This window comes from Nostoc sp. JL33, assembly GCF_017114985.1.
Lineage (GTDB): Bacteria > Cyanobacteriota > Cyanobacteriia > Cyanobacteriales > Nostocaceae > Nostoc.
Genome location: NZ_JABXKP010000104.1, coordinates 124,609 through 147,888 on the forward strand (window position 1 = coordinate 124,609; position 23,280 = coordinate 147,888).

19 protein-coding genes are annotated in these 23,280 nt (G+C 42.6%); 8 read left to right on the top strand and 11 right to left on the bottom strand.

Annotated elements, in window-relative coordinates; translation table 11 throughout:
* Window positions 1-159: 159 nt before the first annotated feature.
* From HWQ23_RS32585 to HWQ23_RS32605, 5 genes are all read right to left on the bottom strand, one after another.
* Complete coding sequence (locus tag HWQ23_RS32585; protein ID WP_292837908.1) at window positions 160-612, bottom strand: nitrate reductase associated protein; 453 nt, start codon at window positions 610-612, stop codon at window positions 160-162.
* A 5-nt stretch (window positions 613-617) separates the two neighbouring features.
* Complete coding sequence (locus tag HWQ23_RS32590) at window positions 618-1,076, bottom strand: phosphate-starvation-inducible PsiE family protein (protein ID WP_292837910.1); 459 nt, start codon at window positions 1,074-1,076, stop codon at window positions 618-620.
* 371 nt (window positions 1,077-1,447) lie between these two features.
* Window positions 1,448-3,706: a molybdopterin oxidoreductase family protein gene (locus HWQ23_RS32595; protein WP_292837912.1), complete on the bottom strand. Its 2,259-nt coding sequence runs from the start codon at window positions 3,704-3,706 to the stop codon at window positions 1,448-1,450.
* 222 nt (window positions 3,707-3,928) lie between these two features.
* A complete protein-coding gene (locus HWQ23_RS32600) occupies window positions 3,929-5,431 on the bottom strand; it encodes a NarK family nitrate/nitrite MFS transporter (RefSeq protein ID WP_292837914.1) in 1,503 nt (500 codons plus the stop codon).
* A gap of 238 nt (window positions 5,432-5,669) precedes the next feature.
* Window positions 5,670-7,298: a ferredoxin--nitrite reductase gene (locus HWQ23_RS32605; protein WP_292837938.1), complete on the bottom strand. Its 1,629-nt coding sequence runs from the start codon at window positions 7,296-7,298 to the stop codon at window positions 5,670-5,672.
* Between the two features lie 479 nt (window positions 7,299-7,777).
* Between HWQ23_RS32605 and HWQ23_RS32610 the strand changes: the two genes are divergently transcribed.
* A complete protein-coding gene (locus tag HWQ23_RS32610) occupies window positions 7,778-8,191 on the top strand; it encodes a QcrA and Rieske domain-containing protein (protein ID WP_292837940.1) in 414 nt (137 codons plus the stop codon).
* A gap of 192 nt (window positions 8,192-8,383) precedes the next feature.
* Complete coding sequence (locus HWQ23_RS32615) at window positions 8,384-9,682, top strand: HEAT repeat domain-containing protein (protein WP_292837942.1); 1,299 nt, start codon at window positions 8,384-8,386, stop codon at window positions 9,680-9,682.
* Between the two features lie 299 nt (window positions 9,683-9,981).
* On the opposite strand, the gene HWQ23_RS32620 is transcribed toward HWQ23_RS32615, so the two are convergent.
* Entirely contained in the window at window positions 9,982-10,608 is a 627-nt protein-coding gene (locus HWQ23_RS32620; protein WP_292837944.1) for a pentapeptide repeat-containing protein, read from the bottom strand.
* A gap of 267 nt (window positions 10,609-10,875) precedes the next feature.
* On the opposite strand from HWQ23_RS32620, the gene HWQ23_RS33780 reads away from it, so the two are divergent.
* The 4 genes from HWQ23_RS33780 to HWQ23_RS32635 all read left to right on the top strand — a co-directional run bounded on the left by HWQ23_RS33780 (window position 10,876) and on the right by HWQ23_RS32635 (window position 13,454).
* Complete coding sequence (locus HWQ23_RS33780; RefSeq protein ID WP_375466513.1) at window positions 10,876-11,052, top strand: DUF6888 family protein; 177 nt, start codon at window positions 10,876-10,878, stop codon at window positions 11,050-11,052.
* On the top strand, window positions 11,049-11,258 hold the full coding sequence (locus HWQ23_RS32625; protein WP_292837946.1) for a DUF6887 family protein: 210 nt from the start codon (window positions 11,049-11,051) through the stop codon (window positions 11,256-11,258). The genes HWQ23_RS33780 and HWQ23_RS32625 overlap by 4 nt, the downstream gene beginning before the upstream one ends.
* A gap of 118 nt (window positions 11,259-11,376) precedes the next feature.
* The gene (locus HWQ23_RS32630; protein WP_292837948.1) at window positions 11,377-12,324 is read left to right on the top strand and encodes a LysR family transcriptional regulator; all 948 of its coding nucleotides are present in this window, start codon (window positions 11,377-11,379) and stop codon (window positions 12,322-12,324) included.
* 71 nt (window positions 12,325-12,395) lie between these two features.
* The gene (locus tag HWQ23_RS32635) at window positions 12,396-13,454 is read left to right on the top strand and encodes an anthranilate phosphoribosyltransferase family protein (protein ID WP_292837950.1); all 1,059 of its coding nucleotides are present in this window, start codon (window positions 12,396-12,398) and stop codon (window positions 13,452-13,454) included.
* A 25-nt stretch (window positions 13,455-13,479) separates the two neighbouring features.
* Here HWQ23_RS32635 and HWQ23_RS32640 read toward each other — a convergent pair whose 3' ends face one another.
* Entirely contained in the window at window positions 13,480-14,904 is a 1,425-nt protein-coding gene (locus tag HWQ23_RS32640) for an LCP family protein (protein WP_292837952.1), read from the bottom strand.
* 286 nt (window positions 14,905-15,190) lie between these two features.
* Window positions 15,191-15,628: a hypothetical protein gene (locus HWQ23_RS32645; RefSeq protein WP_292837990.1), complete on the bottom strand. Its 438-nt coding sequence runs from the start codon at window positions 15,626-15,628 to the stop codon at window positions 15,191-15,193.
* A gap of 115 nt (window positions 15,629-15,743) precedes the next feature.
* On the opposite strand from HWQ23_RS32645, the gene HWQ23_RS32650 reads away from it, so the two are divergent.
* Window positions 15,744-16,910 carry an AI-2E family transporter gene (locus HWQ23_RS32650; protein ID WP_292837954.1) on the top strand — a complete coding sequence of 389 codons (1,167 nt, stop codon included), beginning with the start codon at window positions 15,744-15,746 and terminating at the stop codon, window positions 16,908-16,910.
* A 40-nt stretch (window positions 16,911-16,950) separates the two neighbouring features.
* Here the strand turns inward: HWQ23_RS32650 and HWQ23_RS32655 are convergent, their stop codons facing one another.
* Both HWQ23_RS32655 and HWQ23_RS32660 read right to left on the bottom strand, forming a co-directional pair.
* The gene (locus HWQ23_RS32655) at window positions 16,951-18,282 is read right to left on the bottom strand and encodes a serpin family protein (RefSeq protein ID WP_292837956.1); all 1,332 of its coding nucleotides are present in this window, start codon (window positions 18,280-18,282) and stop codon (window positions 16,951-16,953) included.
* A 435-nt stretch (window positions 18,283-18,717) separates the two neighbouring features.
* The gene (locus HWQ23_RS32660; RefSeq protein ID WP_292837958.1) at window positions 18,718-20,313 is read right to left on the bottom strand and encodes a S8 family serine peptidase; all 1,596 of its coding nucleotides are present in this window, start codon (window positions 20,311-20,313) and stop codon (window positions 18,718-18,720) included.
* 190 nt (window positions 20,314-20,503) lie between these two features.
* Here HWQ23_RS32660 and rpe point away from each other — a divergent pair, with 190 nt between their 5' ends.
* Window positions 20,504-21,211 (top strand): ribulose-phosphate 3-epimerase, encoded by a 708-nt coding sequence (gene rpe / locus HWQ23_RS32665; protein ID WP_292837960.1) that lies wholly within the window; start codon window positions 20,504-20,506, stop codon window positions 21,209-21,211.
* Window positions 21,212-22,149: 938 nt separating this feature from the next.
* Here the strand turns inward: rpe and HWQ23_RS32670 are convergent.
* Entirely contained in the window at window positions 22,150-22,620 is a 471-nt protein-coding gene (locus HWQ23_RS32670) for a HetP family heterocyst commitment protein (protein WP_292837992.1), read from the bottom strand.
* Between the last annotated feature and the right edge of the window lie 660 nt (window positions 22,621-23,280).

Consider the following 23,280-nt stretch of genomic DNA (forward strand, 5'->3'; position numbering starts at 1 on the left):
TATAAAGTAAATATTATAGGGCTTAGGCACAGCTAATAAAAAATGTCGGCACGTTCGCAAAGGTGGGGCAGGCTTTTGGGCCCGCCTTTGCCTGCGGGCGCTCTTTTCGCCCCACCCCACAAGAAATAGTTGAGTATTTTTTCATTTGTCAGCCCCTAATTAAAGCAGATTAAATTCTGCGATCGCTCTGGGAAAATTTTTGTTTTCATGTCCTGGCTGGCTGAGTTTAATCAAGGCAAAACGCTGCAATGGCGTTAAAGCTGCCCAATTTTGCTGTGTCAAGGTTACACCTATCTCTTGAGCTTTTTCCTGGATGCTGGCTGGTACAGTGGCGGAGTCTAGCCATGCGGGATGAGGCTCAATGGGCAATTTTGTCGCTGGTATACCTGTGCGTTGTATAATTAACTGCTGGATATGTTCGCCGTAAGACTGAATTTCCGTTTCTGTAGTGCAAGGTAATTCGACTAAAGCTTCACGCTCGGCTGTAGTCATTTGATTCCAATCAGACAATTTTAGCTTGATGCCACAGGTATCTAATTTGCAACGCACCTGCATGGGGATGCAACGTAGGGAATCAACAAAGTCGGCTTCAAATTGAAAGAAATTGGACATTTTATTTATCTTGCATCTTTGGAATTACTGAGACGAATTATTAAATAACTAATTGATAAGGCAAGAATAGCTATACCTAGACCAATTATATCAAGACCTCCAATTTTTCCTAAGTCAAGAATAATAATTTTTCTGGCAACAGCAATTAAAGAAGTAACAATAACTAATTCAACCTGAAAAACGTGTTTTCGTAAATAGGCTGTAATATTTTCTAAAATCTCTAAAGCAATTAAAATATTTAAAAATAAACCGAAAATCTTATATAAGGTTGTGTTGAAAGTACCGTAAGGCACTGTAAATAATTCTTTAAAAATAAACACTCCTAAATCTGCGATCGCTACCAAAATCACAATTACCATGAAAATAGATAGAGCTTTAGAAACTAGCACTTCTATATTTTCGATGATGTGCATGAAGTTCTGATCACTGGTAATTACTAAAATTTGCCTCAGTAGCTTTTTCATAATGCTGCACCCGATTCTAAAATAAAAGAAAATCCCATAGATAAATCTAGAGGATTAAAATAATTCCTAATTCGTAATTACGTTTTGTAACGTGGATTTTAATTAGGCGTTCAATTCGTGTTGCTCTTCTATTGCTGAGGAATTAAATTGGACAACTTTGTTAAAAAAGATGCCTTGCTGATGTTTTGTAAGTTTTCTATTTATTTTTTATTCTTTATCCCTAGCTAAAATCCTGGCTCAGTAAAACCTCTTGTTACTAGAGATTTTATTTCTTTAGATATGGTAATTGGTAACAGTCAAAAGTAGAGAGTCATAAAAAATTATCATAACTATTGACTATTGATTATTGACGAAATTACCACTTTAGAGGTTTACTTTGCAGCTGACCATTGTGAGGACTGGAGTTGATAATTTTTGACTGTAACTTCTACAGAAATTGGTATCAGTTGCACCGCACAGGCTTTTAATTCTGGTTGCAGTGAATCGGGGCAGGATTCTGGATGGGTGAGGGCATTAGCTTCGGCATTGTCTGCCCACAGCGAACCCCAGTGCATGGGGACAAAAAGTGTACCAGGTGCGATCGCTTTTGTCACTTTAGCAGGAAACTTAGCTTTACCCCGACGCGATCGCACTTCCACAAACATATTATCTACAACACCTAACCGAGCAGCATCACGGGGATGAATTTCGATAAACGGTTCGGGATGCATTTTGCAAATTTTTTCAATCCGCCCGGTGCGTGTCTGCGTATGCCAGTGTCCGTAAAGGCGTCCATTAGTTAGCACAAACGGATAATCTGGGTCTGGTGGTTCTGCCAATCCCTTTGAGTAATATGCCCCAAATCGAGCGCGTCCATCAGGGGTGTGGAAACGGAGATTGGTGTAAAGTCTTTTGGAGTGAGTAGGGAGTAGGGAGTGGGGAGTAGGGGAAGAGAATGTTTTATCCCCACTCCCCACTCCCGATTCCCCACTCCCCTCTTCTGGGTGAGGCCATTGAGTCGGGCCGTCAGCTTGTAATTGCGTGTGAGTGATACCTGTCATATCGCAGGGGCGAGTTTTAGTTAGTTTGACAAACTCAGCATAAACTTCGGCAGAGTCAAGAAAGGCAAACTCTTTCTCAAAACCTAATCTACGTCCAACTTCAGCAAAAATTTCCCAATCTGCTTTAGCTTCTCTTGGCGGTTGGCGGAATGCTTGACATAAAGTTACCACCCGTTCGGAGTTTGTCATCACACCAGTTTTTTCACCCCACTGGGCTGCTGGTAGCAAAACGTGAGCGTAGGCAGAGGTTTCTGTAGGATAATAGGCGTCTTGGTAAATGGTAAAAGGCGATCGCAATAACGCCTTCTTAGTTCGCTCCAAATCTGGCATACTCACAGCTGGGTTAGTAGCCGCAATCCATAGTAACTCTACAGCGCCATCTTCCAAGCCAGTAATCATGTCCCAAGCAGTCAAACCGGGATTCGGCGAAATCTGTCCTGGCTTGAGTCCCCAGAACTCCTCAACTTCTGCGCGGTGCTGAGGATCTTTTACCACCCGATAACCTGGTAATAAATGCGCCAAACCTCCGGCTTCCCTTCCTCCCATTGCGTTTGGCTGACCAGTGAGAGAAAAAGGCCCAGCCCCAGGTTTGCCAATCTGTCCAGTCATTAGGTGCAGGTTAATGATAGTTCTTACCTTAGCCGTCCCTTCTGAGGATTGATTTACACCCATTGACCACAAAGATAGTACCCGCTCAGATTTACCCCAATAGTGTGCTGCTGTTTCTAAATCTTCAATGCTGATTCCACATTCACGAGCTACCACTTCTGGCGGATAGTGGCGAATCACTTCAGCGTATGCGGGAAAGTTAACGGTGCAGTCGTCCATGAACATCGGATCAGTGTAGTTCCAGCGCATCAACAAGTGGGCGATGCCGTTCAACAAGTCGATATCTGTACCAGGACGAATCGCTAAATGCAAATCAGCAGCTTCTGCGGTTGGTGTGCGACGCGGATCAACCACAATCATTTTGACTTTGCGGTTCTTTTTGTGATATTTTTCCAGTCGGTTAAAAACGATCGGGTGACATTCGGCTGTATTAGTGCCAATTAAAAATGCACAGTCAGTTAACTCTAAGTCTTCGTAACAACAGGGCGGGCCATCTGAGCCAAAGCTTTGAATGTAGCCAGCTACAGCACTAGACATACATAAGCGAGAATTGGCATCAAAATTATTGGTACCCAGACAGCCTTTCATGAGTTTCTGGGCTATGTAGTAATCCTCAGTTTGAAACTGACCGGAACCATACATACAAATGGCTTCTGGGCCTTGAGTGAAGCGCACGGTTTGAATGCGCTTGGTGATCAGTTCAAAAGCTTCATCCCAACTAACGCGCCGAAACTCTTGATCTAAGGAGTCTCGCACCATTGGGTAATGTAATCTATTTTTATCTAAAGATTCTGCGATCGTTGCGCCTTTGACGCAAACCATTCCTTGACTGGATGGATGGGCTTTGTCGCCCCGAACTCGCCAAGTTGGATTTCCTTGGCTATCTCGATTAGTTGCTTTGCCAAGTTGGGCTGGAGGTGAAACTTCTAGTCCACAGCCAACACCACAGTAGGGACAGAGGGTTTTGGTAAATTCACTCATGGCTGTTGTACCATTTGGTTATTTTGATTTTGCAACCTCAGATGTAGCGACAGGTTGAGAAATTTGTGTGTTATGCAAAAAGCTTTTTATCGAACCGCAGAGACGCAGAGAGCGCAGAGAGAAGAAGAGATTTTCATGAATTAGGATTGCTATGGAAGGATGAAGTGTAATGTTCTCTAATTCAGATTTGATAGTGAATTTTTTACTTCATCCTTGAGTTGATTATTCTTCAGTTAAGAAAATGGAGTTTTTAGTTGCGGTTTCTGGTAATTCACCTTCATAAGCGGCGGCAAAGGAACCTTTTGGTTCTTTGAGGAAGAAGGCACACATGAAAGCACAGACTAAAGCAGCTATACCCATTGTGCTAAATAGTGTTGGAGCGTCGGTTAAGCTAAAAATTGTCAGGTAAACTACGCCGCCAAAATTACCGTAAGCTCCCACATTACCGGCAATTTGTCCAGTGGCTTCTTTCTTAATTAGGGGTACGATGCTGTAAGTTGCACCGCAGCCAGCTTGGGCGAAGTAAGCGGCAAACATGGTAACTGCGATCGCTAGCGGAATCGGCCAGTTACTATTAATAAAATGTGCCATCAAATAACTAACGCCAATGCCGACACTGATAATTGTCATTGTCCACTTACGCGAGTTAAATTTATCAGAAATCAAGCCACCACTAGGACGAGAAATCAAATTTAAGAAAGGATAGCTAGCGGCAATCATCCCAGCTATAACATGCTCTAAAGCAAAAGTTTTTTCAAAAAATGCCGGAAGCATAGAAACGGCTGCCAGTTCGCTGCCAAAGCTAGTTATGTAAGTGAATTCGAGTAATGCTACTTGACCAAACTGAAAGCGCTCAGATGGAGCATAAGTTTTCTTGCCAATTAGAAGTTCTCGGTTTACCTCCCAAGCTTTATAACTTTGGTAAACAAACAATCCTGCTAATAGCAACCAAGTCAGATACATTTGGCTGAGAGTTAGGAAGTGAATGTTCTTTTGTTCCAAGCGCCAAGCTAATAAACCTAGAGCGAAAATCAAACCAAAATTCGAGACAATCATCGCCCAGAAGCTTTTAATACTGGTGACTTCTAGAGAACCATTTTTCTTAGGTTTCTTGTAAACTTTCCCAGTGGGCGTATCTTGGACGCTGTTGTAATAAATTACGCCGTAGATGGCTGCAATGATCCCTGTAAGCGCGATCGCAAACCGCCAGTTAGAAGTACCACCAGCGAAAAAGCTAGTAGAAACTGCAAGCATTGGCAAGGCAAACTCTGCGCCAAAAGCCCCAAAGTTACCCCAACCGCCATAAATACCTTGGGCAATTCCCATTTCCTTCGGCTGGAACCATTCCGCCACCATGCGAATACCAACCACAAACCCAGATCCAACAATTCCCATCAGCAAACGACTGATAACTAGTTGATTAAAGTCTTGCGCTAGCGCCGTCGCCAAACAAGGAACAACCGCAAACATTAGCAAGATTGAGTAGGTGATTCTGGGGCCAAAACGATCCAGAAGCATCCCAATAATTAGTCGTGCGGGGATTGTGAGAGCAAGGTTACAGATACCCAAAGTTTTGATTTGCTCTGGCGCTAAATGTAGCTCTTTGCCAATGGTTGTAGCAAAGGGAGCAAAATTAAACCAACAAACAAAGGTAAGAAAGAAAGCAAACCAAGTCTGATGTAAGATGCGGTAGCGATCGCTAAATGAAAATAAGTTTTTAAGCATTCCAATCTTTCTAAATTGAATAAAATACGGTGAAGAGGTAGGAGAAGATAAGCCTTTAAGCTTCAACCTTTAAGCCTTAAAGGTTGAAGCTTAAGCCTTTAAGGTCGAAGATTAAGCCTTAAAGGTCGAAGATTAAGCCTTAAAGGTTGAAGCTTAAGCCTTTAAGGTCGAAGCTTAAGCCTTTAAGGTTGAAGGTTGAGCCTTTAAGGTTGAAGTATGAGTTTTGCCCAATGCCCAATCAATTACTAACTAGTAGGGCTTCTTGCTTGAGTTTTGCCCCAAAATGTTTAATGAGTAAATCTTGTAATACTGGCTGCAAGTCTTCGCATGGTATGCCTTTGGTGACGCAAGTTCCTAAATGGGCATCTTTACCAACTTTGCCACCCATATATATGTCAACGCCTTCGAGGGTTTTGCCATTTTTGCGAGTCTTAGTTCCCATCAAGCCGATGTCTGCAACTTGAGGCTGTCCACAGGAATTGGGGCAACCTGTCCAGTGAATCCGCACTGGATTGGTGAAGGTTAAGTCTTCTTCTAAGGCTTTAATCATTGCCAGGGCGCGGTTTTTGGTTTCGATCAGGGCAAAGTTGCAAAATTGTGCGCCTGTGCAGGATACTAGCGATCGCGTCAACAAACCTGGGTCAATAGAAAATCTTTCCAGCAAAGGCTCTGCTAAAAATGTTGCTAAACGCGAGTCAGAAATATTGGGGATGACGATGTTTTGCTCAACTGTGAAGCGGATTTCGCCACTACCATAAACTTCTGCTAGACGAGCAATTTCAAACATATCTTCGGCATACAACCGCCCGACAGGAATGTTTAAACCTGCGTAATTTAATCCTGGTTGTTTTTGTTTATATACCCCGATATGGTCGCGTTTTTCCCAGTCGATTTCGTCTTTTGCTGCTGCGGGTAATAATGATTTACCCAAACGGTTTTCTACTTCTGCTCGAAACTTTTCTAAACCCCATTCATCAATTAGCCACATCAGGCGGGATTTTTGCCGATTAGCACGCGGGCCATGATCCCGAAAGACTTCCAAAACTGCTCTACATACAGCTACCACATCCTCTGGAGCCACCCAAGCATTTAGGGGAATCGCCGCTTCACAACGTTTAGCTGAGAAAAAGCCACCCACAAGGATATTGAAGCCAAAAACTTTTTGGGGAGTAGGGAGTAGGGAGTAGGGAGTAGGGGATTGTTCACCACTCCCCACTCCCGATTCCCCACTCCCTTCTTTAAATGCTGGCACAAAAGCTAAATCGTTGATTTCAGCGTGAACTGAATTGTCTCGTCCCCCTGCGATCGCAATGTTAAACTTCCGTGGTAAGTTGCTAAACTCTGGATTTCCTTCCCCTTTGTTGGTGAGCATATCTTGAATTTGCTGTACCAACTCTCGTGTGTCGTACAACTCATCTGCATCCAACCCCGCCACAGGATCGCCTGTGATATTGCGGACATTATCCATCCCTGACTGAACGCTGGTTAAACCAACTGCGTGAAATCTATTAAAGATATCTGGTAAATCTTCAATTCTGATCCCGCGTAATTGGATGTTCTGTCTGGTAGTAATATCAGCGCAACCATCATCTCCGTAACGCTGCACCACTTGGGCTAAAACACCCATCTGACTGCTGGTGAGAATACCGTTGGGCATCCGCAATCGCATCATAAACTTACCTGGGGTAACTGGGCGAAAAAACACACCCACCCATTTGAGTCGATGATCGCGGTCTATTTCGTTCATTCCTTCCCAGCCCAAAGCGGCAAATTTCTCTATCTCACTCTTGACGGCGAGTCCATCTTTTTCTGCTTTGAATTTCTCAAATTTATTCAGGCTAGTGGTGGTAGTTGTTGTGTCTGTCATGAGGCTGACTCTCGTTTTAAATTACTGAATATGGTGAGAATTTGTGGTGATAATTGCCCAATATCAACCAATCCGTAGTTCCATCATGGTGTTGTATCTACGAGGGTTAGGTAATAAAAACTTAATATTTGCTTACGGCTGATTATTTTTACTCAAGAGCATTCCAAAGCGAAACTCTAAATCCGTGATTAGTTAAGGAAAACTTGTTGCAATTTACATCTTGAGAATTTGTCAAGCAGGTTTGGATAATGTTCATGTAACAATTTCGATACTCATAACTTAATGTGATATTTCTGTTAAAATCGTATAAATTGTTACGGTTTTATAGTAAAATTGCTGAAAATGCATGAAACCTATGCATTTTTTGCATGAAAGTCACCCATAAGTGACGCAAACCGCTTAATTTCTGAATCCAAAATCTAAAATCCTTGCATTGAGTGCCAGATGTTAGCTAAAACTTAGAGATTATTTCAGTAGTTATGAAACGTCGTGATTTTATTAATTGGGTGGGTTTGGGTTGGATAGCGAGTTCTCTACCTGTAGCGATCGCAGCTTGTTCTTCTGGGACAACTTCAGCATCTAAGGATTGGCAAACAGTGGGTACATCGGCACAATTAGATAAAACAGGTCAATTGCTGGCGAAAAATTCACCCGTCGGGCCTGTGTTGGTAGTCGGCACATCTAAAGCCAAAAATCTGACTGCTGTTAACCCTACTTGTACTCACGCAGGTTGCACGGTAGGATGGCAAGCTCAGGCAAAAAAATTCACTTGTCCTTGTCATGGTTCCGAATTTGGGGCTGATGGAAAAGTGCAAAAAGGCCCAGCGACAGAACCGCTTAAAACTTACGCCGCCAAGATTGAGGGTAATTCAGTTGTAGTCAAGCCAACTTAAAATAATTCGTAATTCGTAATTCGTAATTCGTAGTATGCACTTTAGTTCTTAAATCAGAGCTAAAACCTTCGTTAAGAGCCGATCAAAATTGGTGTGGTGATGTAGTAGGAAGGATAAGGGCAGAAAAACGTAGACATTTATTTACGAATTTGTGGTTTTGTTGTATTCATATAATTTACAATTCAGGGTGTCGTGAGTAACATCAACCAGCTTTTGGTACAAGCCCAGACAGCATATGATGCAGCTAATTGGTCATCGCTAATTCAATATTTACAACAATTAATTTTAGGGCAAGATTCTGAACATCCAGAGATAGTTAAAAATCGAGAATATCTGCTGACATTAGCAATTTCAATGTTAGAGATGGGGGATTTTCAAGAACGCTGGGAAATGACCAAGATATTAACTCGCTTGGGAAATATTGCTATCCCACCACTCATTGAGATATTACAAGATGAAGACGCAGAAGAAGATTTGCGCTGGTATGCTGCACGAACTTTAGGTGAATTCCAGCACCCAAAAGCGATCGCGTCTTTGGTAGAATTGTTGAAAACCGATGAGGATGAAGAACTCAAAGCGATCGCAGCAACAGCACTGGGGCAAATGGGTACTGTTGCTGTTGCTGCACTAACTGAACTTCTAGCAGATGAAGATACAAGGCTTTTAGCAGTGCGATCGCTTTTTTGTATTCGGCAACCAGAAACCATCACACCGCTATTGAGTGTAGTGCAAGATCCACAAGCAGCAATCCGCACGGCTGCAATTGAAGCCCTCAGTAGCTTTCATGACGAACATGTACCGCCAGTATTGTTAAACGCTTTGGATGATATAGCCGCCACAGTTAGGTGTGCAGCAGTAGTTGGTTTAGGTTTTCGCCCCGACTTACAGCAAGCATTAGATTTAGTAACGAAACTGCAACCCAAACTGTACGACTTTAACCTTGAAGTTTGTTGTGCAGCCGCAGTTTCCCTTTCTCGGATGGGTTGTGATCAAGCAGCCAAATACTTATTTGATTTGCTGATTTCACCCCAGACACCGATAAAGCTGCAATTAGAAACCATCCGCGCTTTAAGTTGGGTGGGAACACCATCCAGCTTGGAATATTTGCAAACAGCATTTAATCAAAGTACTTCCGAGACACTTTGGCAAGAAATTGTCACAGTTTTGGGACGAGTAGAAAAGCCGCAGTTAACTACACCAGCCGCAGAAATCTTACTGCAAATACTGCGATTGCAACATCCAGCCAGAGAGATTGCTAACGTTAAAAGTGCGATCGCTTTATCTTTAGGACAGTTAGGTAAAATGCCAGCTATTGAACCATTGATTTCGCTGCTAGCTGATCCTAATGCATCGGTGAGACTACATGCGATCGCAGCACTGAAAAATCTGGATGAGGAAGTTGCACATCAACAATTGCAGCAGTTAGCAAATAACGTCGCACTCACACCAGATTTACAACAAGGAATAGCGATCGCTTTAGCTGAGTGGTAAATTTTTTCAAAGAGTATGCGCTACCTGTGTGCGTTCAGTATTAAGTAACTTTTTTGAGCCTTTGGTGTATTTTCCTTACCCTGCATGGGTTTGAGGCTTGTTTCTGCCTCAAAAATGTTTAAGTCCCGTTAGAGCAAAGGCTTAACTTAGGTTTACCAGAAGAAAATCAGTACGATTTTCTTCGCAATATTTCCGACTTTGATGCTAAGAAAAAAGAGATTAAGGAAAAACAAAAGTTTATTGGAGTAACAGCCCCACTCTTGGCTGAACTAGATTTACTTCAAGGAGACTTATTTTCCTCAGTTATCGCTACGCACACTGCCATCGGGCATGAGGGTTTCCTCGAAAAGGCAATCTCGGAAGTTGACTCCGAAAACTCTGTCATCCCTGAACTTAGCTTCACGAAAGTCCGTCCTGCTCAACTCGGCTTTCTCAAAACTAACACTTCCCAACCTAGCTCTCTTGAAAGTCGCTTCTGTCAAATCAGTACGGACAAATCCCATCGATCTGATTCTTGCGTTTCTCAATTTGACTCGACTCAAGTCGGCACAGTAAAAATCACTCTCAACCAAGCTAGCTCCCGCCAAATCGGCTCCACTCAAATTGGCTCGCTCGAAAACCGATTGGAAAATACGGACTCCGCGCATTCTGGCATTGCTCAAATCAGCCCCCGTGAAATCGCTCTCACCCAAATCAACGTTGGTCAAGTCAGCATCACGCAAAATTACTCCTCCCATATAAAGTTTGATCCATTGAATGCTGCTGTTACGCAAGATAATACCGCTCAAATCCAACCCTTTGAATTGTCCACGTTCCCAATATCTGTTTTTTCGGGAAGGAGTTTCTATAATGACCTCGCTAAAATCTCTTTCCCCAGCCGCGTAACGGCTGATGATATCTCCAATGAGAATCTTTTGCTGCGACATAGAAACCATTTGGTATCTTGTAGACTGTTCAAATAACAGTATTCTTATGTGCTTAGACTTGGAAAATTATGCGGTAAGCTGTCGCGCATTTAATTTGCACAACTAGGGCGGGCAAGATGCCCACCCCACAAGAGATTTATTTTTTGGAGGATGCAAATTAAAAGATTTTTAGCTTATGACACGGATTGGAGCAGACAGAGAAATAGAGAAGTAGCCTAGAGAAAGTAAGATAATTTATGCGATCAGAGGTAATGAGGAGCAAGAATTATTCCTACATCAGAACAAAAGACACAGTGCTTTATACTGTGTTGCTGGTTTACTAAGTTTTACTTGCCCATAAATGTGGTTCGTGTAGACGAACGAACAGGGAATGTGTTCTTCTTGGCAGGCGAGGAGAATATTATTGAAATATATCCCAATGGCAGATGGAGGTACGTGCAATGACCAAACCGAACTTTCAAGCAATGAGTCACAAAGAGTTGCAAGCCTACGTTTTAGCCCATCGGGATAATCAAGAAGCATTTTATGCCTATGTGGATAAGCTACACGCAGAAGCTAACTGGGTTGAAATGCCGCCGTTACAGTCTCCAAATGACTTGGAAAATTACCCTGAATTTCTTGAACGGGTTCGCAACGGTTCAAAGCCATGAGATAGCGATTACAGGCACAAATCCAGAGGCTGACGTTTATGTAACAAAGTATACTAAATTGCAGATAAAAAACCGTTAACTTAATGAAACGGATAAATGTAATTCAGGTTACATAAAAATGCGCCTAGAGCAGTTGCAAGCCTTTCTGGCGATCGCCCAAACCGGCAGCTTTCAACAAGCAGCGCGAAAATGTGGTGTTACCCAATCGACGATTAGCCGCCAAATCCAGGCATTGGAAGCAGATTTGGGTGTAGAACTGTTTCACAGAACAAGTCATGGAAAATTGACACTGGGAGGTGAATCTTTACTACCCCGTGCCCGCAAAATTTGCCAAGAATGGCAGACAGCTACAGAAGAATTAGCCGATTTAATCGCCGGAAAGCAGCCAGAACTTTGCATTGCCGCGATTCACTCCCTTTGTGGATCTTACTTACCCCCAGTGTTGCAAAAGTTTTGTCATGATTATCCAGATGTGCAATTGCGGGTGACTTCATTGGGAAGCGATCGCGCCCTGAAAGTCCTCAAAGATGGATTGGTGGATTTAGCAATTGTGATGAATAATCGCTTTTTAACCACTGGTAGAGAAATGGTGGTAGAAGTACTTTATGATGAACCGATAGAAGTTCTAATCGCAGCCAATCATCCACTAGCCCAATATGAATTCGTCCCTTGGTCGGAGCTAATTCGTTATCCTCAAGTGGTTTTTAAAGATGGTTATGGGATGCAGCGCTTAATACAAGATAGATTTGAGCGAATGGAAGCTACACTCCAGGCGGCTTTAGAGGTAAATACCCTAGATGCTTTCCGGGGAGTGGTGCGCCAAGGAAAACTGATAGCTTTGCTACCTCAATCAGCATTAGTGGAAGCACGCCAAGACCCGACGCTGGTGATTCGCTCCCTAGCCAGCAATAATATTAGTGGTTTAGCAGATAGTTCCAGCTTGACTCGTCGAGTAGTTATGGTAACAACTCAAGATCGGCTGCAAATTCCCCCGATCAAGCACTTTTGGCAACTCGTGCGGGAAAATATCCCATTACAAATTGATCAGCAGCGATCGGCTTGTTAAGCGTCATTAGTTATTAGTCATTTACAGAAACGACAATGGACAAATGACAGTGGACAAAGGACAAAGCACAAATGAGCAATGTATTTCGGGAATTACTACAAAAAGTAGGTAGCGGAAATCACACAGGGGAGAATTTAACTCGCGCTCAAGCAGCCACCGCTACCAAAATGATGCTGCTGGCTGAAGCTACACCAGCCCAAATTGGAGCGTTTTTGATTGCTCATCGAATCAAGCGCCCCACGGGGGAAGAGTTAGCGGGAATGTTAGATGCCTATGATGAGCTGGGGCCAAGACTGCAACCAATCGTCTCTCGGCAACCAGCGATCGCTCTCGGCATCCCCTATGATGGCAGAACACGCACAGCACCAATTAGTCCCGTCACAGCTTTACTACTCGCCGCAGTTGGCCAACCAGTAATAATGCACGGTGGCGATCGCCTCCCAACAAAGTACGGTTTACCCCTAATAGATATTTGGCAGGGTTTAGGGGTCGATTGGACTAGCTTACCACTAGCAAAAACCCAGCAAGTGTTTGAGCAAACGGGAATCGGCTTTATTTATCTACCTCAGCATTTTCCCTTAACTAAAAGTATTTGGGAGTACCGCGACCAACTCGGCAAACGTCCGCCATTGGCGACAATGGAGCTAATTTGGTGTCCTTATGCTGGGGATGCTCACGTAATTGCTGGGTTTGTTCATCCGCCGACAGAAGGGATGTTTCAGATTGCTTTGGGGCTGCGAGGAGTAAAAAAATTTACATTCGTCAAAGGATTGGAAGGTAGTTGTGATTTACCGCGCGATCGCACTGCGATCATCAGCTTATCTTCATCCGTAGCATCCCAAGAGGTAGAACGATTGCACCTCGTACCGCGTGATTACGGCTTTACTACCAAGAACGTACCCCTTGGGACTACTGAAGAACTGGTGGCGGAGATTCAGCAGGTTTTGGCAGGTAAACCAGGTGAACTAATGCAAACAGCCTTGTGGAATGGCGGATTTTATCTATGGCGGAGTGGTATTTGTCCAGATATGTCAGAGGGTTTAGCTAAGGCAGAAGAATTATTAACCACTGGTGTAGTTGCAGCTAAACTCCAAGAACTCAGCCAAGTAGTAAATTTACACTCAACATAATTCCTAATTAATTACGAATTACGAATTATTTCGTCAGCGACTTCTCCAAAATAGATTTTTGTTGTAACCAATCTTGACCTACTTGGATACTGATATCCGAGCCAAGATTGCCAGTACTTTCCACGCGCACTTCTCCAAATCCCAAAGTGTTGCGAATTGATTCGGCACTTTCATCATCTCCTTGTTGGGCGACAATGTGAGTCACATCTAGAGGTTCACCCCATGCCTTAGCCACATAGATGTTGCGATATCCAGATTTTTCCAAGGCTGTAATTAATGGTCGGAGGTTAGAGCGATCGCCACCTGTACTATCTTGAATTGCTACACGCAAAGAGCCTGGGTCAGTCGCAGTCGCCAGATGTTCCTGTTCTGATTCCAAACCAAAGTGTTGAGCCATCAGTTTAGCAATACCATTTTTGTTGGGCAACCAATAGCTAGCATCAAACTCGCCTTTCTCGCTAAAGCGACCTGGTAGCATTAACATTTGCATATTAGAGCGATTTGTCCGCACCCCAAAACCCATTAGCGCTACTAACTCCTCAACCGTCAAGTTGGTATCGATATGGTCTTTGACTATATCCAGAACTTTAGGTAATTGAGCAACAGTAGCTGGGTTAAGTGTTTGATCCATCAAAGCACGGATGACCATTTGCTGACGCTGAATCCGACCAATATCACCGAGTTCGTCATGGCGAAAACGCAGCAATTGCAGTGTCTGATCGCCGTTGAGATGCTGCTTACCCGCCTTCAAATTGATATACAAATGCTGAGAATCATCTTGGTACTTCATATCTTTGGGGACATAGATCGTTACGCCACCCAAAATATCGATCAGCTTGGCAACTCCCAGAACGTTAATTCGGACATAGCGATCAATTCCCGCCCCACCTAAGAGATTACTGACAGTTGTGGCAGTCAAAGCTGGCCCACCCTCAAGATTGGCAGCATTAATTTTTTTTACCCCATGCCCCTCTATTTCTGTGCGGGTATCTCTGGGAATGGAGAGCATAATTATTTTTTTCGTCTCTGGATCAAATTTGAGCAAGAGCATGACATCGGAAAGACCATCAAAGGAGTTTACCTGGGGCTGGTATCTAAGGTTTTTGGTTTCTGGGGGAGGGTTTTGGATATCCGGGGGAAGTACGCTCATCCCCATAATTAACAGATTCACCGGGCGAGTTAATTCTGAAAATCGCAGCACACCTCCAGAAATGCGATCGCCATCAAACACCGCCTCATCCTTTGGACTTAGCTGGGCTTGTTGCAAAGGCGTACTGGTCAAAGACACCGCCAAAAGCGCCCCTGCTGTTGCTGACACCATTGCAATACCACTCATACCTACCCAAAACCACAGCCAACGTCCTGATTTCGAGTTCTGGGAAATTTTCTTACTGGACTTAGAGGCTTTTCCCGACTGGTTTTCTTCCGCCGAACTTCTTTGAATGGTCACAGACTTCCTCACACTTATTCACTAATCAAATTCGGTAAATTTGCAGACTAAAAACATGCAGACAAATCAACCCATAATAGCTAACTCTTAATTATCAGCGCTAACTTTTTTAATCTAGTGTCAACCACAACACTTATAGCAGCATTTATTCTTCTTTTGGGGCAACCTAGAGATGTTTTATTGAAGTATGGCAATAATAAACTGGATTTGACTAGATATTATGGATAAATCAACCGTAATTTTCCGGGAATAAGTAAAAATACTAGCAAATTATCACCCAAAAAAATTAAGATAAATACTTGCCAAGCACTCGTTCTGCTAAAGTACTAAACCCTGGTAAACGCCTAGATTTGCCCTTGATCAGCCGCAAAATCAACCAGACACTCACTAAAAAGTAACCCGATGTCAGAAAGCTATTGAGAATAAACAGACGTAGCGTCAAAAAATCTGAAGTTGCTGCTCCGCTAGCTAATAACAGATATCCCAACAGCCAAATAAGCGCCAAAGTAATAGATAGACGACTAATAGCTAGTTGTTCCCGACTACCCTGGCCGCGATAGAGAGTCCACAAGGACGGAAAAAAGCCGATGATCGGAATCAAATATAAAAGCAGCTGTGTTTTGGGGATTGGGCTTGGGGGATTGGGGATTGGGGATTGGGGATTATTATCCCTCTGCTCCCCTGCTAAGAGCTCCCTATTCTCTTTCGGTTCAAAATTTTCCATTGGGATTAGTCTAACTCCTAAACTAGAAGGATGAATGAGACTCATATAGTTAGAGATAATAAGCTGTAAAGAAAGATTTAATTTAGTTCTATCCCGCAATCAGCTCAAAATGCAGATGCAGACACGCAAGCTACTCGACTGGTGGCAAACATTCACACCAATAGCGCGAATCGGGGCGATCGCGTTATTTGTCCCGCTGCTAGTTCTCAATGGTTGGGCACTTTCGGTATTTTTTAATTATTTCCATTCTCTCATAGTCATTTTGGTCGGAGCCTCAGTACTAGCATTTCTGCTCAACTACCCCGTGAGCTGGATGGAGCATCATGGTGCTAGGCGAGAGCAAGTCGCTATCCTAGTATTTCTCTTGGCTTTATCGATTTTATTGGCGTTGGGTGTTACACTTTTTCCCCTGGCACTTACCCAAGCTGAACAGCTGGTAGCTCGTTTGCCAGAGTTGATCGACTCTGGACGCTCTCAGTTAATGATATTAAACGAAAAAGCTGAGACTTTTGGCTTACCGATAAACCTCGATGCTCTGGTAGTGCAAATCAACGATCGCGTCAAGGGACAATTGCAAGCGATCGCTGGACAAGTTTTAAATCTGGCTGTGATTACAGTCACTAGTCTGCTAGATATTCTCTTGACGATGGTTTTGACTTTCTACCTTTTACAGCATGGAGGTGAACTCTGGCAAAGTTTAGTTGAATGGCTACCTGCTAAATTTCGCGATCCTTTCTCCAAAACAGTCCGCCTGAGCTTCCAAAATTTCTTCATCACCCAACTGATTTTATCTACCTGTATGGCCTCAGCCCTGATTCCTACCTTTTTGTGGCTGAAAGTGCCATTTGGGCTGCTATTCGGACTAACTATTGGCCTGATGGCTCTCGTCCCCTTTGGCGGTTCTGTAGGTATCGCCCTGACTACACTATTGGTAGCATTGCAAGATTTCTCAATGGGTGTGAGAGTCTTGATAGCAGCAGTAATTGTACAGCAAATTCTCGAAAACTTAATTGCCCCCCGAATTTTAGGCAGCTTTACGGGTTTAAATCCAGTTTGGATTTTAATTTCGGTCTTGACAGGGGCAAGAATTGGCGGACTGTTGGGTGTAATTGTCGCAGTACCCACAGCTGTTGTGATTAAGACCGCTTTAAGCGGCCTGCGTCCTGGTAGCGAGACAAACGACAGCGCCACTGGGGAGATAACTGCACCCGTTGCAGCAAACGAGTCCTCGAAAGCTGAGGCTAATAACACTCTGAGTATTTCTGAAGCGACATTACCCTAGAATATAATTCAAAATTCAAAATGAAGAAATTTGGAATTTTTTACTGCGGGTCGATGATTGAACCCATAAACAAAACGCTTCCCGTCTGATTATCTCTAATGGCACAGAAGAAGGGACGATTAACAATCATTCGGAATGGTTCTGGTTCTTCTCTCAAAGATGTTACTACTATTCCTACTGAAGTAGCCGCAGCCGCTTCTGTGCCTTCTTCGTTCACTTCCACAAAAGTTTTATGCTTAACTTCGCTAATCGCAAGATTTTTACCCATGCCAGAAAAATTGGCTTTGTTGCTGAAAGCCTCCCCCATGCCTAAACTTTTTAAGGCATCATTGAGGGTAATATCATACTCTGTTTTGAAGCGGGGTAAGCGAATAAACCCTTTTTGTTTCTTGAACTGAGTCATCCATTTTCCCCAGTTTTCAACATTCAAGTTTTGATAGAAGGCATTGAGGTTAGAGTTCTGTTTGGGCAGGAATATATAAAAACTGAATTTACCATCTTTGCCGTAAGGTAAACTAACTGCCTGAAACTGTTTGCTTTCATAGTATCTATAGTCACCGGACTGTGACATCATCGGGTGTTGTTTTTGCCTGCCAGATGTGGTGTAAAAGGGGTATTGAGCGGTTTGACTTTTGTCAAATTCGTTACTCCATTTTCCTTTAAAATATATGGCATTAATCAGATATAACACCGCATTTGGTTGGATGGTTTCAACTATCTTATTGATTTTGCCGCTAGTATTTTCTTTGACCCAGTTATTAATAATATTAGGTGCGGCGGCATCTTTAAAGTTTAAATTGCTAACCTTGGCTTTATAGAAATCCTGTGTTCTCTGGAGGAAGTCTGGGGCAAAGCTAAAATCTTGATTTGCCCAAAGTGAGTTAGCGATATTCAGTTGCACTTTTGCATCTGGATTGTCTAAAAGCTGCTTTAATGCCGCCGCGTAAGAAGAGTTGATTTCTGGTAGATTCATCCCCTGTAATTCCAGGGTTTTCGCCATTGCTTGTTGAGTCGAACCGCTAGCGCCGTTGTAGGTCATAGCAAGAGCGATCGCAACACTCGAAGGTGAGATAAAAAGATTCTTCTCACCCCGATCATTTTTCAGAACTTCTGAAAACAGTTTGAAGCCAAACTTATTGCTAGACTCAACAATTTTTATATCAGTGTTGAGTGTTTTTTTTTGCAATGGAGTTTCTGGCTGAGGTAAACTAGATTGAGCAAGGGCACTTTTATTACTATCGATTTGAGAACACCCTAATACACTGAATAGAACAACACTTGCAGCTGCCAGAGCATAACGTCTGCCCAGACTAACACCGTAACGTCTTTGCAGGAAATTTTCTTTCGCATCACTAAATTTCTGCCGATTCATTCTGATACCTCACTTGCCAAAGATTCCCGATCTGTGCTTAGGCTTGACGCAGATACTGTGTCAATGATTAACTATTGCATTTGCTCCAATAGAAAAATGGGACTGTTACAGAAACTGTAACAGCAAGTTAGTAGCTCAGAGGAATTAAACACAACTTGTTGTAGTTGCAAATTCTTAATTGACGTGGCGATGCAGACGAGTTATGAAAAATTTTGATTTTTAGGAATTTTCCTATTTATCAATAAACGTATTGTAAGCTACGTAATCACAAAATAACCAGCACTCTTGGTTTTTAAAGATAAAATCACGCTTTTCAGTTCACGAAATACCAAACTTTTGTAGGGACACACGGCTGTCCTACTCTATGTGGGAGTGTTGTTGAAATAAATGAAAAATGCTGTAATTTTACACAGATAACAGTTGTGCTACCGTATTTCAATTGATAGGTACACTCCACCAAGCTAAACTGTAAGGTTGAGTTGCTTCATTGAACTTTTGACGAAACTGGACGCGGATTTTGTAATTGCCAGTAGCAGCAACGGGGCAGAAAATATGTTCTACACTATCGATTTGGCTGATTGAGGAGCAAACGACACCAGCATCGGAATTTTGAGTATTAGCTTTTACCAGGTAGAGGTCAAGATTATTCAAACCGCGATCGCGAAAACTTTCGCTTACGTCATATTGCTGGTTTTTATTTCTATCGTTGAGTTCCACCAATCGATCCCAACTCAAAGTAACAGCAACAAAACTCCCCTGCTTTAATGGTTTTGCTAAGATATAGTCAACAGATGCTCCAACATCGACTGTGCGATAATCCCAACCAATAGCCGGCACCGCAGCTGATGGCTGCCATTGACCAGCACTAAATTGCTGATAAGCGCGGAATGCGTTCAAATGACCCGCTCCCATTTGGGCATCCAAGGGAATCTTTGGATCTTTATAAGCATCAGAATCTAGCCAGTTTTGATTTTGTTTATCAATTAGCGTCCGGCTCATTCCCAACCGCAAGCCATCGCCGCTATCTTGGATTTTGTCTGCTGAATTCAGCAATACAGCTTTCATTACTTGATGATGCCGAGAATCGATGCTCCAGTGGGGTTGCTTTGTCCGCACCTGTCTGTCACCAAATTCCTGCAACAGAGCAACAGTAGCCGTAACTTGAGGCGCTGCAAAACTCGTACCCGTGACCTTGTTAAATTTGCCATCTGGATTGAGCAAGGGAATATTATTTCCAGGAGCAACTAAACTGATAGCGCGACGCCCAGCAAGATCAAATTCCCTTCCCACTAGCCTTCCACTCACTCCTTGGTTAGCACCCGCCAGATTAGCCACATCTACTTTGTTAAAAATTCCCCCTCTGCGGGATGAAAAAGCCACGTTCACTCCGTTAAAATTATCTGTAGGAATGGGAATACCTCCCTTCCCCTGGTTGCCTGCGATCGCATACAAAACATCATGAACCCGACTAGACCAGTCAACACATAAAGTTAGCAAAGCATTACCGTCTAAAGTAGCATTTGGTCTAGGATCGCGGCTCAGAGGTTCACCAAAGCTAAAGTTAATCGCACGGACATCGCCACCATTTTGTAATGCTATGTGCTGGGCTGATAAGCACTCTTCCGCCTGACCCATGTTTTTAGTGGAACCCACCGCAGACGAATACAATCGCGCTCCCGGAGCAACTCCCGGCAAAGCTTTGTCTTGACTCACCATCATACCAGCGACATTGTAGGCGTGGGGGTCAACACCGCTATTTGATTTAGCTGGGCCATTACGTAAGAATACTGCCGCTAAAGATATGGCGTGATTTTTAGACACCGCCTTATCCCACCCAAACATTCCCGGTCGGCCAATTTCCACTTGACCAATAGCAATCTTACGACCGATTAAATTATAAGGAGGTTGGTGTAGCTTTAGAGCATCAATGCCGTTAGTTCCCAGAGCAGATTCTAAAGCTGAAGCAATTACCGGCGCACTTAGACAAGAAGCACTTAATCCCCAAATTATCCAGGTTAGTTTTTTAGTCATTTATCAGTTGTTAGAAGTTAGAAGTTAAGAGCGCAGCCGGAGGCTTCCGAAGTTCCGGTTAGGAGATAGGAGTTGAGTTAGGAATTATTATTCTCCCCCACTCCCCAAAAAAGCCGGGATCAAAATTATGAGTCTTGCTCAATGTTTTGTTACAATGCGTACAGACGAGGACGCTTAAAACCCACTAGCCATGACCCAAAACCGATCTCAAAAGCCCATTGTAATTGCTCCATCTATCCTATCAGCCGATTTTAGTCGTCTGGGTGACGAAATTCGCGCCATAGACGCGGCTGGAGCAGATTGGATTCATGTTGATGTAATGGACGGTCGTTTTGTACCCAATATTACGATAGGTCCTCTGATTGTGGAGGCGATTCGTCCGATTACGACCAAGCCACTAGATGTCCACTTGATGATTGTGGAGCCAGAAAAGTATGTAGAGGCATTTGCTAAGGCGGGTGCCGATCATATCACTGTACACTGCGAGCATAATGCTTCTCCGCACCTGCACCGCACCTTGGGGCAAATTAAAGAGCTTGGTAAGAAAGCTGGAGTTGTACTTAATCCTGGTAGCCCTCTAGAGCTAATTGAATACGTTCTAGATTTGTGCGATTTAGTACTAATTATGAGCGTCAACCCTGGTTTTGGTGGTCAAAGCTTTATCCCTGGTGTATTACCCAAAATCCGCAAGCTGCGTCAAATGTGTGATGAACGTGGTCTTGACCCTTGGATTGAAGTGGATGGAGGATTGAAGGCAAATAACACCTGGCAAGTTTTGGAAGCGGGAGCTAATGCAGTTGTCGCCGGTTCAGCTGTATTTAACGCTAAGGATTATGCTGAGGCGATCGCAGCAGTTCGCAACAGCAAGCGTCCTACCCCAGAATTAGCTAAAGTTTAATTCATTTTTAGATTAACTGTACTTCAGAAAAAGTAGGGTGGGCGATTTGCCCACCTTATTTTTATTTACACATAAAAAAACTGGAAGCTATTCAAATTTTGAACTTCCAGCAGTTGCTATATAAATTGAAAGTTTAGAAAGCAGAGATAATCCAGGTTGGGAGGACTAGGATTACAATAGTCGAAAGAGAAGCGTATCAGCTACTAGTTCTACCAGCCACGACAGCGATTTCACCGAAACTTTTCTATTTCCGTTCCTGTTATTGGTGTTAAGCGTTTGCTTTATTTAACTAAAGCAACACCAACCACAGTCTAGAAAGTTTTATAAGCATTACTCGCACCGTCTGCAGTCGGGGAAAGCGGTGTAAAATTTGGATTGGGAGAAGCTACCTCCCCAAATTCTCTTTGCTCAGACTTCCTCGAAAATAGAACCACCAGTAGCAACGGTTAGACCATCGGTCTTGGTGTAGGAGTTATTTACTCCCTGAAATGCTGACTACTTTTGTAATCAGTTTGATTTATTTCATAGTCAGAACTAATCATTGATTTTATTTTTTAAAATTAACTTGCTTGCCAATCACCTCTATTTTGGTTGAAGTTGTAGTTGTTATTAGTTTACCAATCTTATTAGTATATATTTGCCATTTTGGCAGATTTTGAAAAAAAATATCAAATTAATCACTGCTATAGAAAACCTGCCATGCTCGAAATAGGACTTACGCACAAGTCTACGAAATAACTAACCACTCCAGACGCAGAGGACACACAAGAGTTGTCGGAGCGGCGGCTGACGCCGTTCTGAACTTCTCCCAACGGGAGACGCGCAAGGGACGGTGGAAATCAGTGTTTGAGAGATATTTTGCGTAAGTCCTATTAGGATAGCAGGCTCTCAGGCACTCAATCAACTCTAATGCAGAATCTATTGATTCCAAATAGGTTTTAATTGAATCCACAGCGTTTTAAGGAAATATCTTGAGTGTTTTCTGGTTTTAATTGCGATTTCATTGATTGATGATCGTTAACTTGCTGTGCCAATCTCTGATCTAAATTACCACCACGAATTTCTGTTTTTTGCTTCCCAACTACTTCCCGATAAGCTAAGTCTTTGATTTTGCTTAAGCAGTTTGATGATACATTACTATCAGATATTGAATCATTAGCCTGTTTCAGCATTTTTAGATTTTCACTTTGCTGTTGATTTGTCCTACTGGCATTAGAGTTTTCTTTTAGCACTCGATTGTAGGTACGATATGGAATGTAATGCAGAGGATTATACCCAGCAAATCGCAGCATTAAAACACATGCCCAGGAATATTTTCCAGCAAGAATTGCTTCAACTACTTTGTCAAATTGTTGAGCCTTCACTGTCTTATCTAAGTTACTACTAATGCTAGCAATGTCTTGATTCATCATAGGTTTTAGTTATCTGGGATAAAGTAAACTAGTTCAGTTTCTACGATTGTTGGTGTTTCAATTGAGATTTACAAACTGCACTAACCTTTTTGCAGCTGTTTAATCGCTTGTGAGGAAATATCATCAATGGGAGTGAAAGGTAAAAATTTACCTTTTGTCTTGTCATATTGACTAGTAGGACAAAAATCTCGCGTGGCACTTGGTAGATACAATTTTGTCCTCTTAAAGTTTTTCAACTCCTAATTCAATAAATTCTATCTGTTCACCTGCTTGTATTTCTTACTACTATTCAATTAAGCATTTTCCGGGAAGTTTGCATATTTTTTTAGGCTAGTAGAGAAAATTTATTTATCTTTGAGCCTTAACAAGGCTATTCGTATTTATACTATTTTTTCTCGCTAATGTCATCTACTAAATTAGCATATTTATAAGTTAAAGTTACTGAATATATTTCGATACGTACTTGTGTATTGTGCAACTTTTAATTTTGTCCTGCTTTAGTAATTCATGGGGGGTAAGACCCCTCACACAATATCAATTTAAACCCTTTATTATTGTCGAGTCACTAGAAAATATTACCATTAAGCATGAGGTAAAACAACTTCTAAAAATAGTAATATATCGAGAGTTAAAACCCGTAGGTAACTATAGATATTG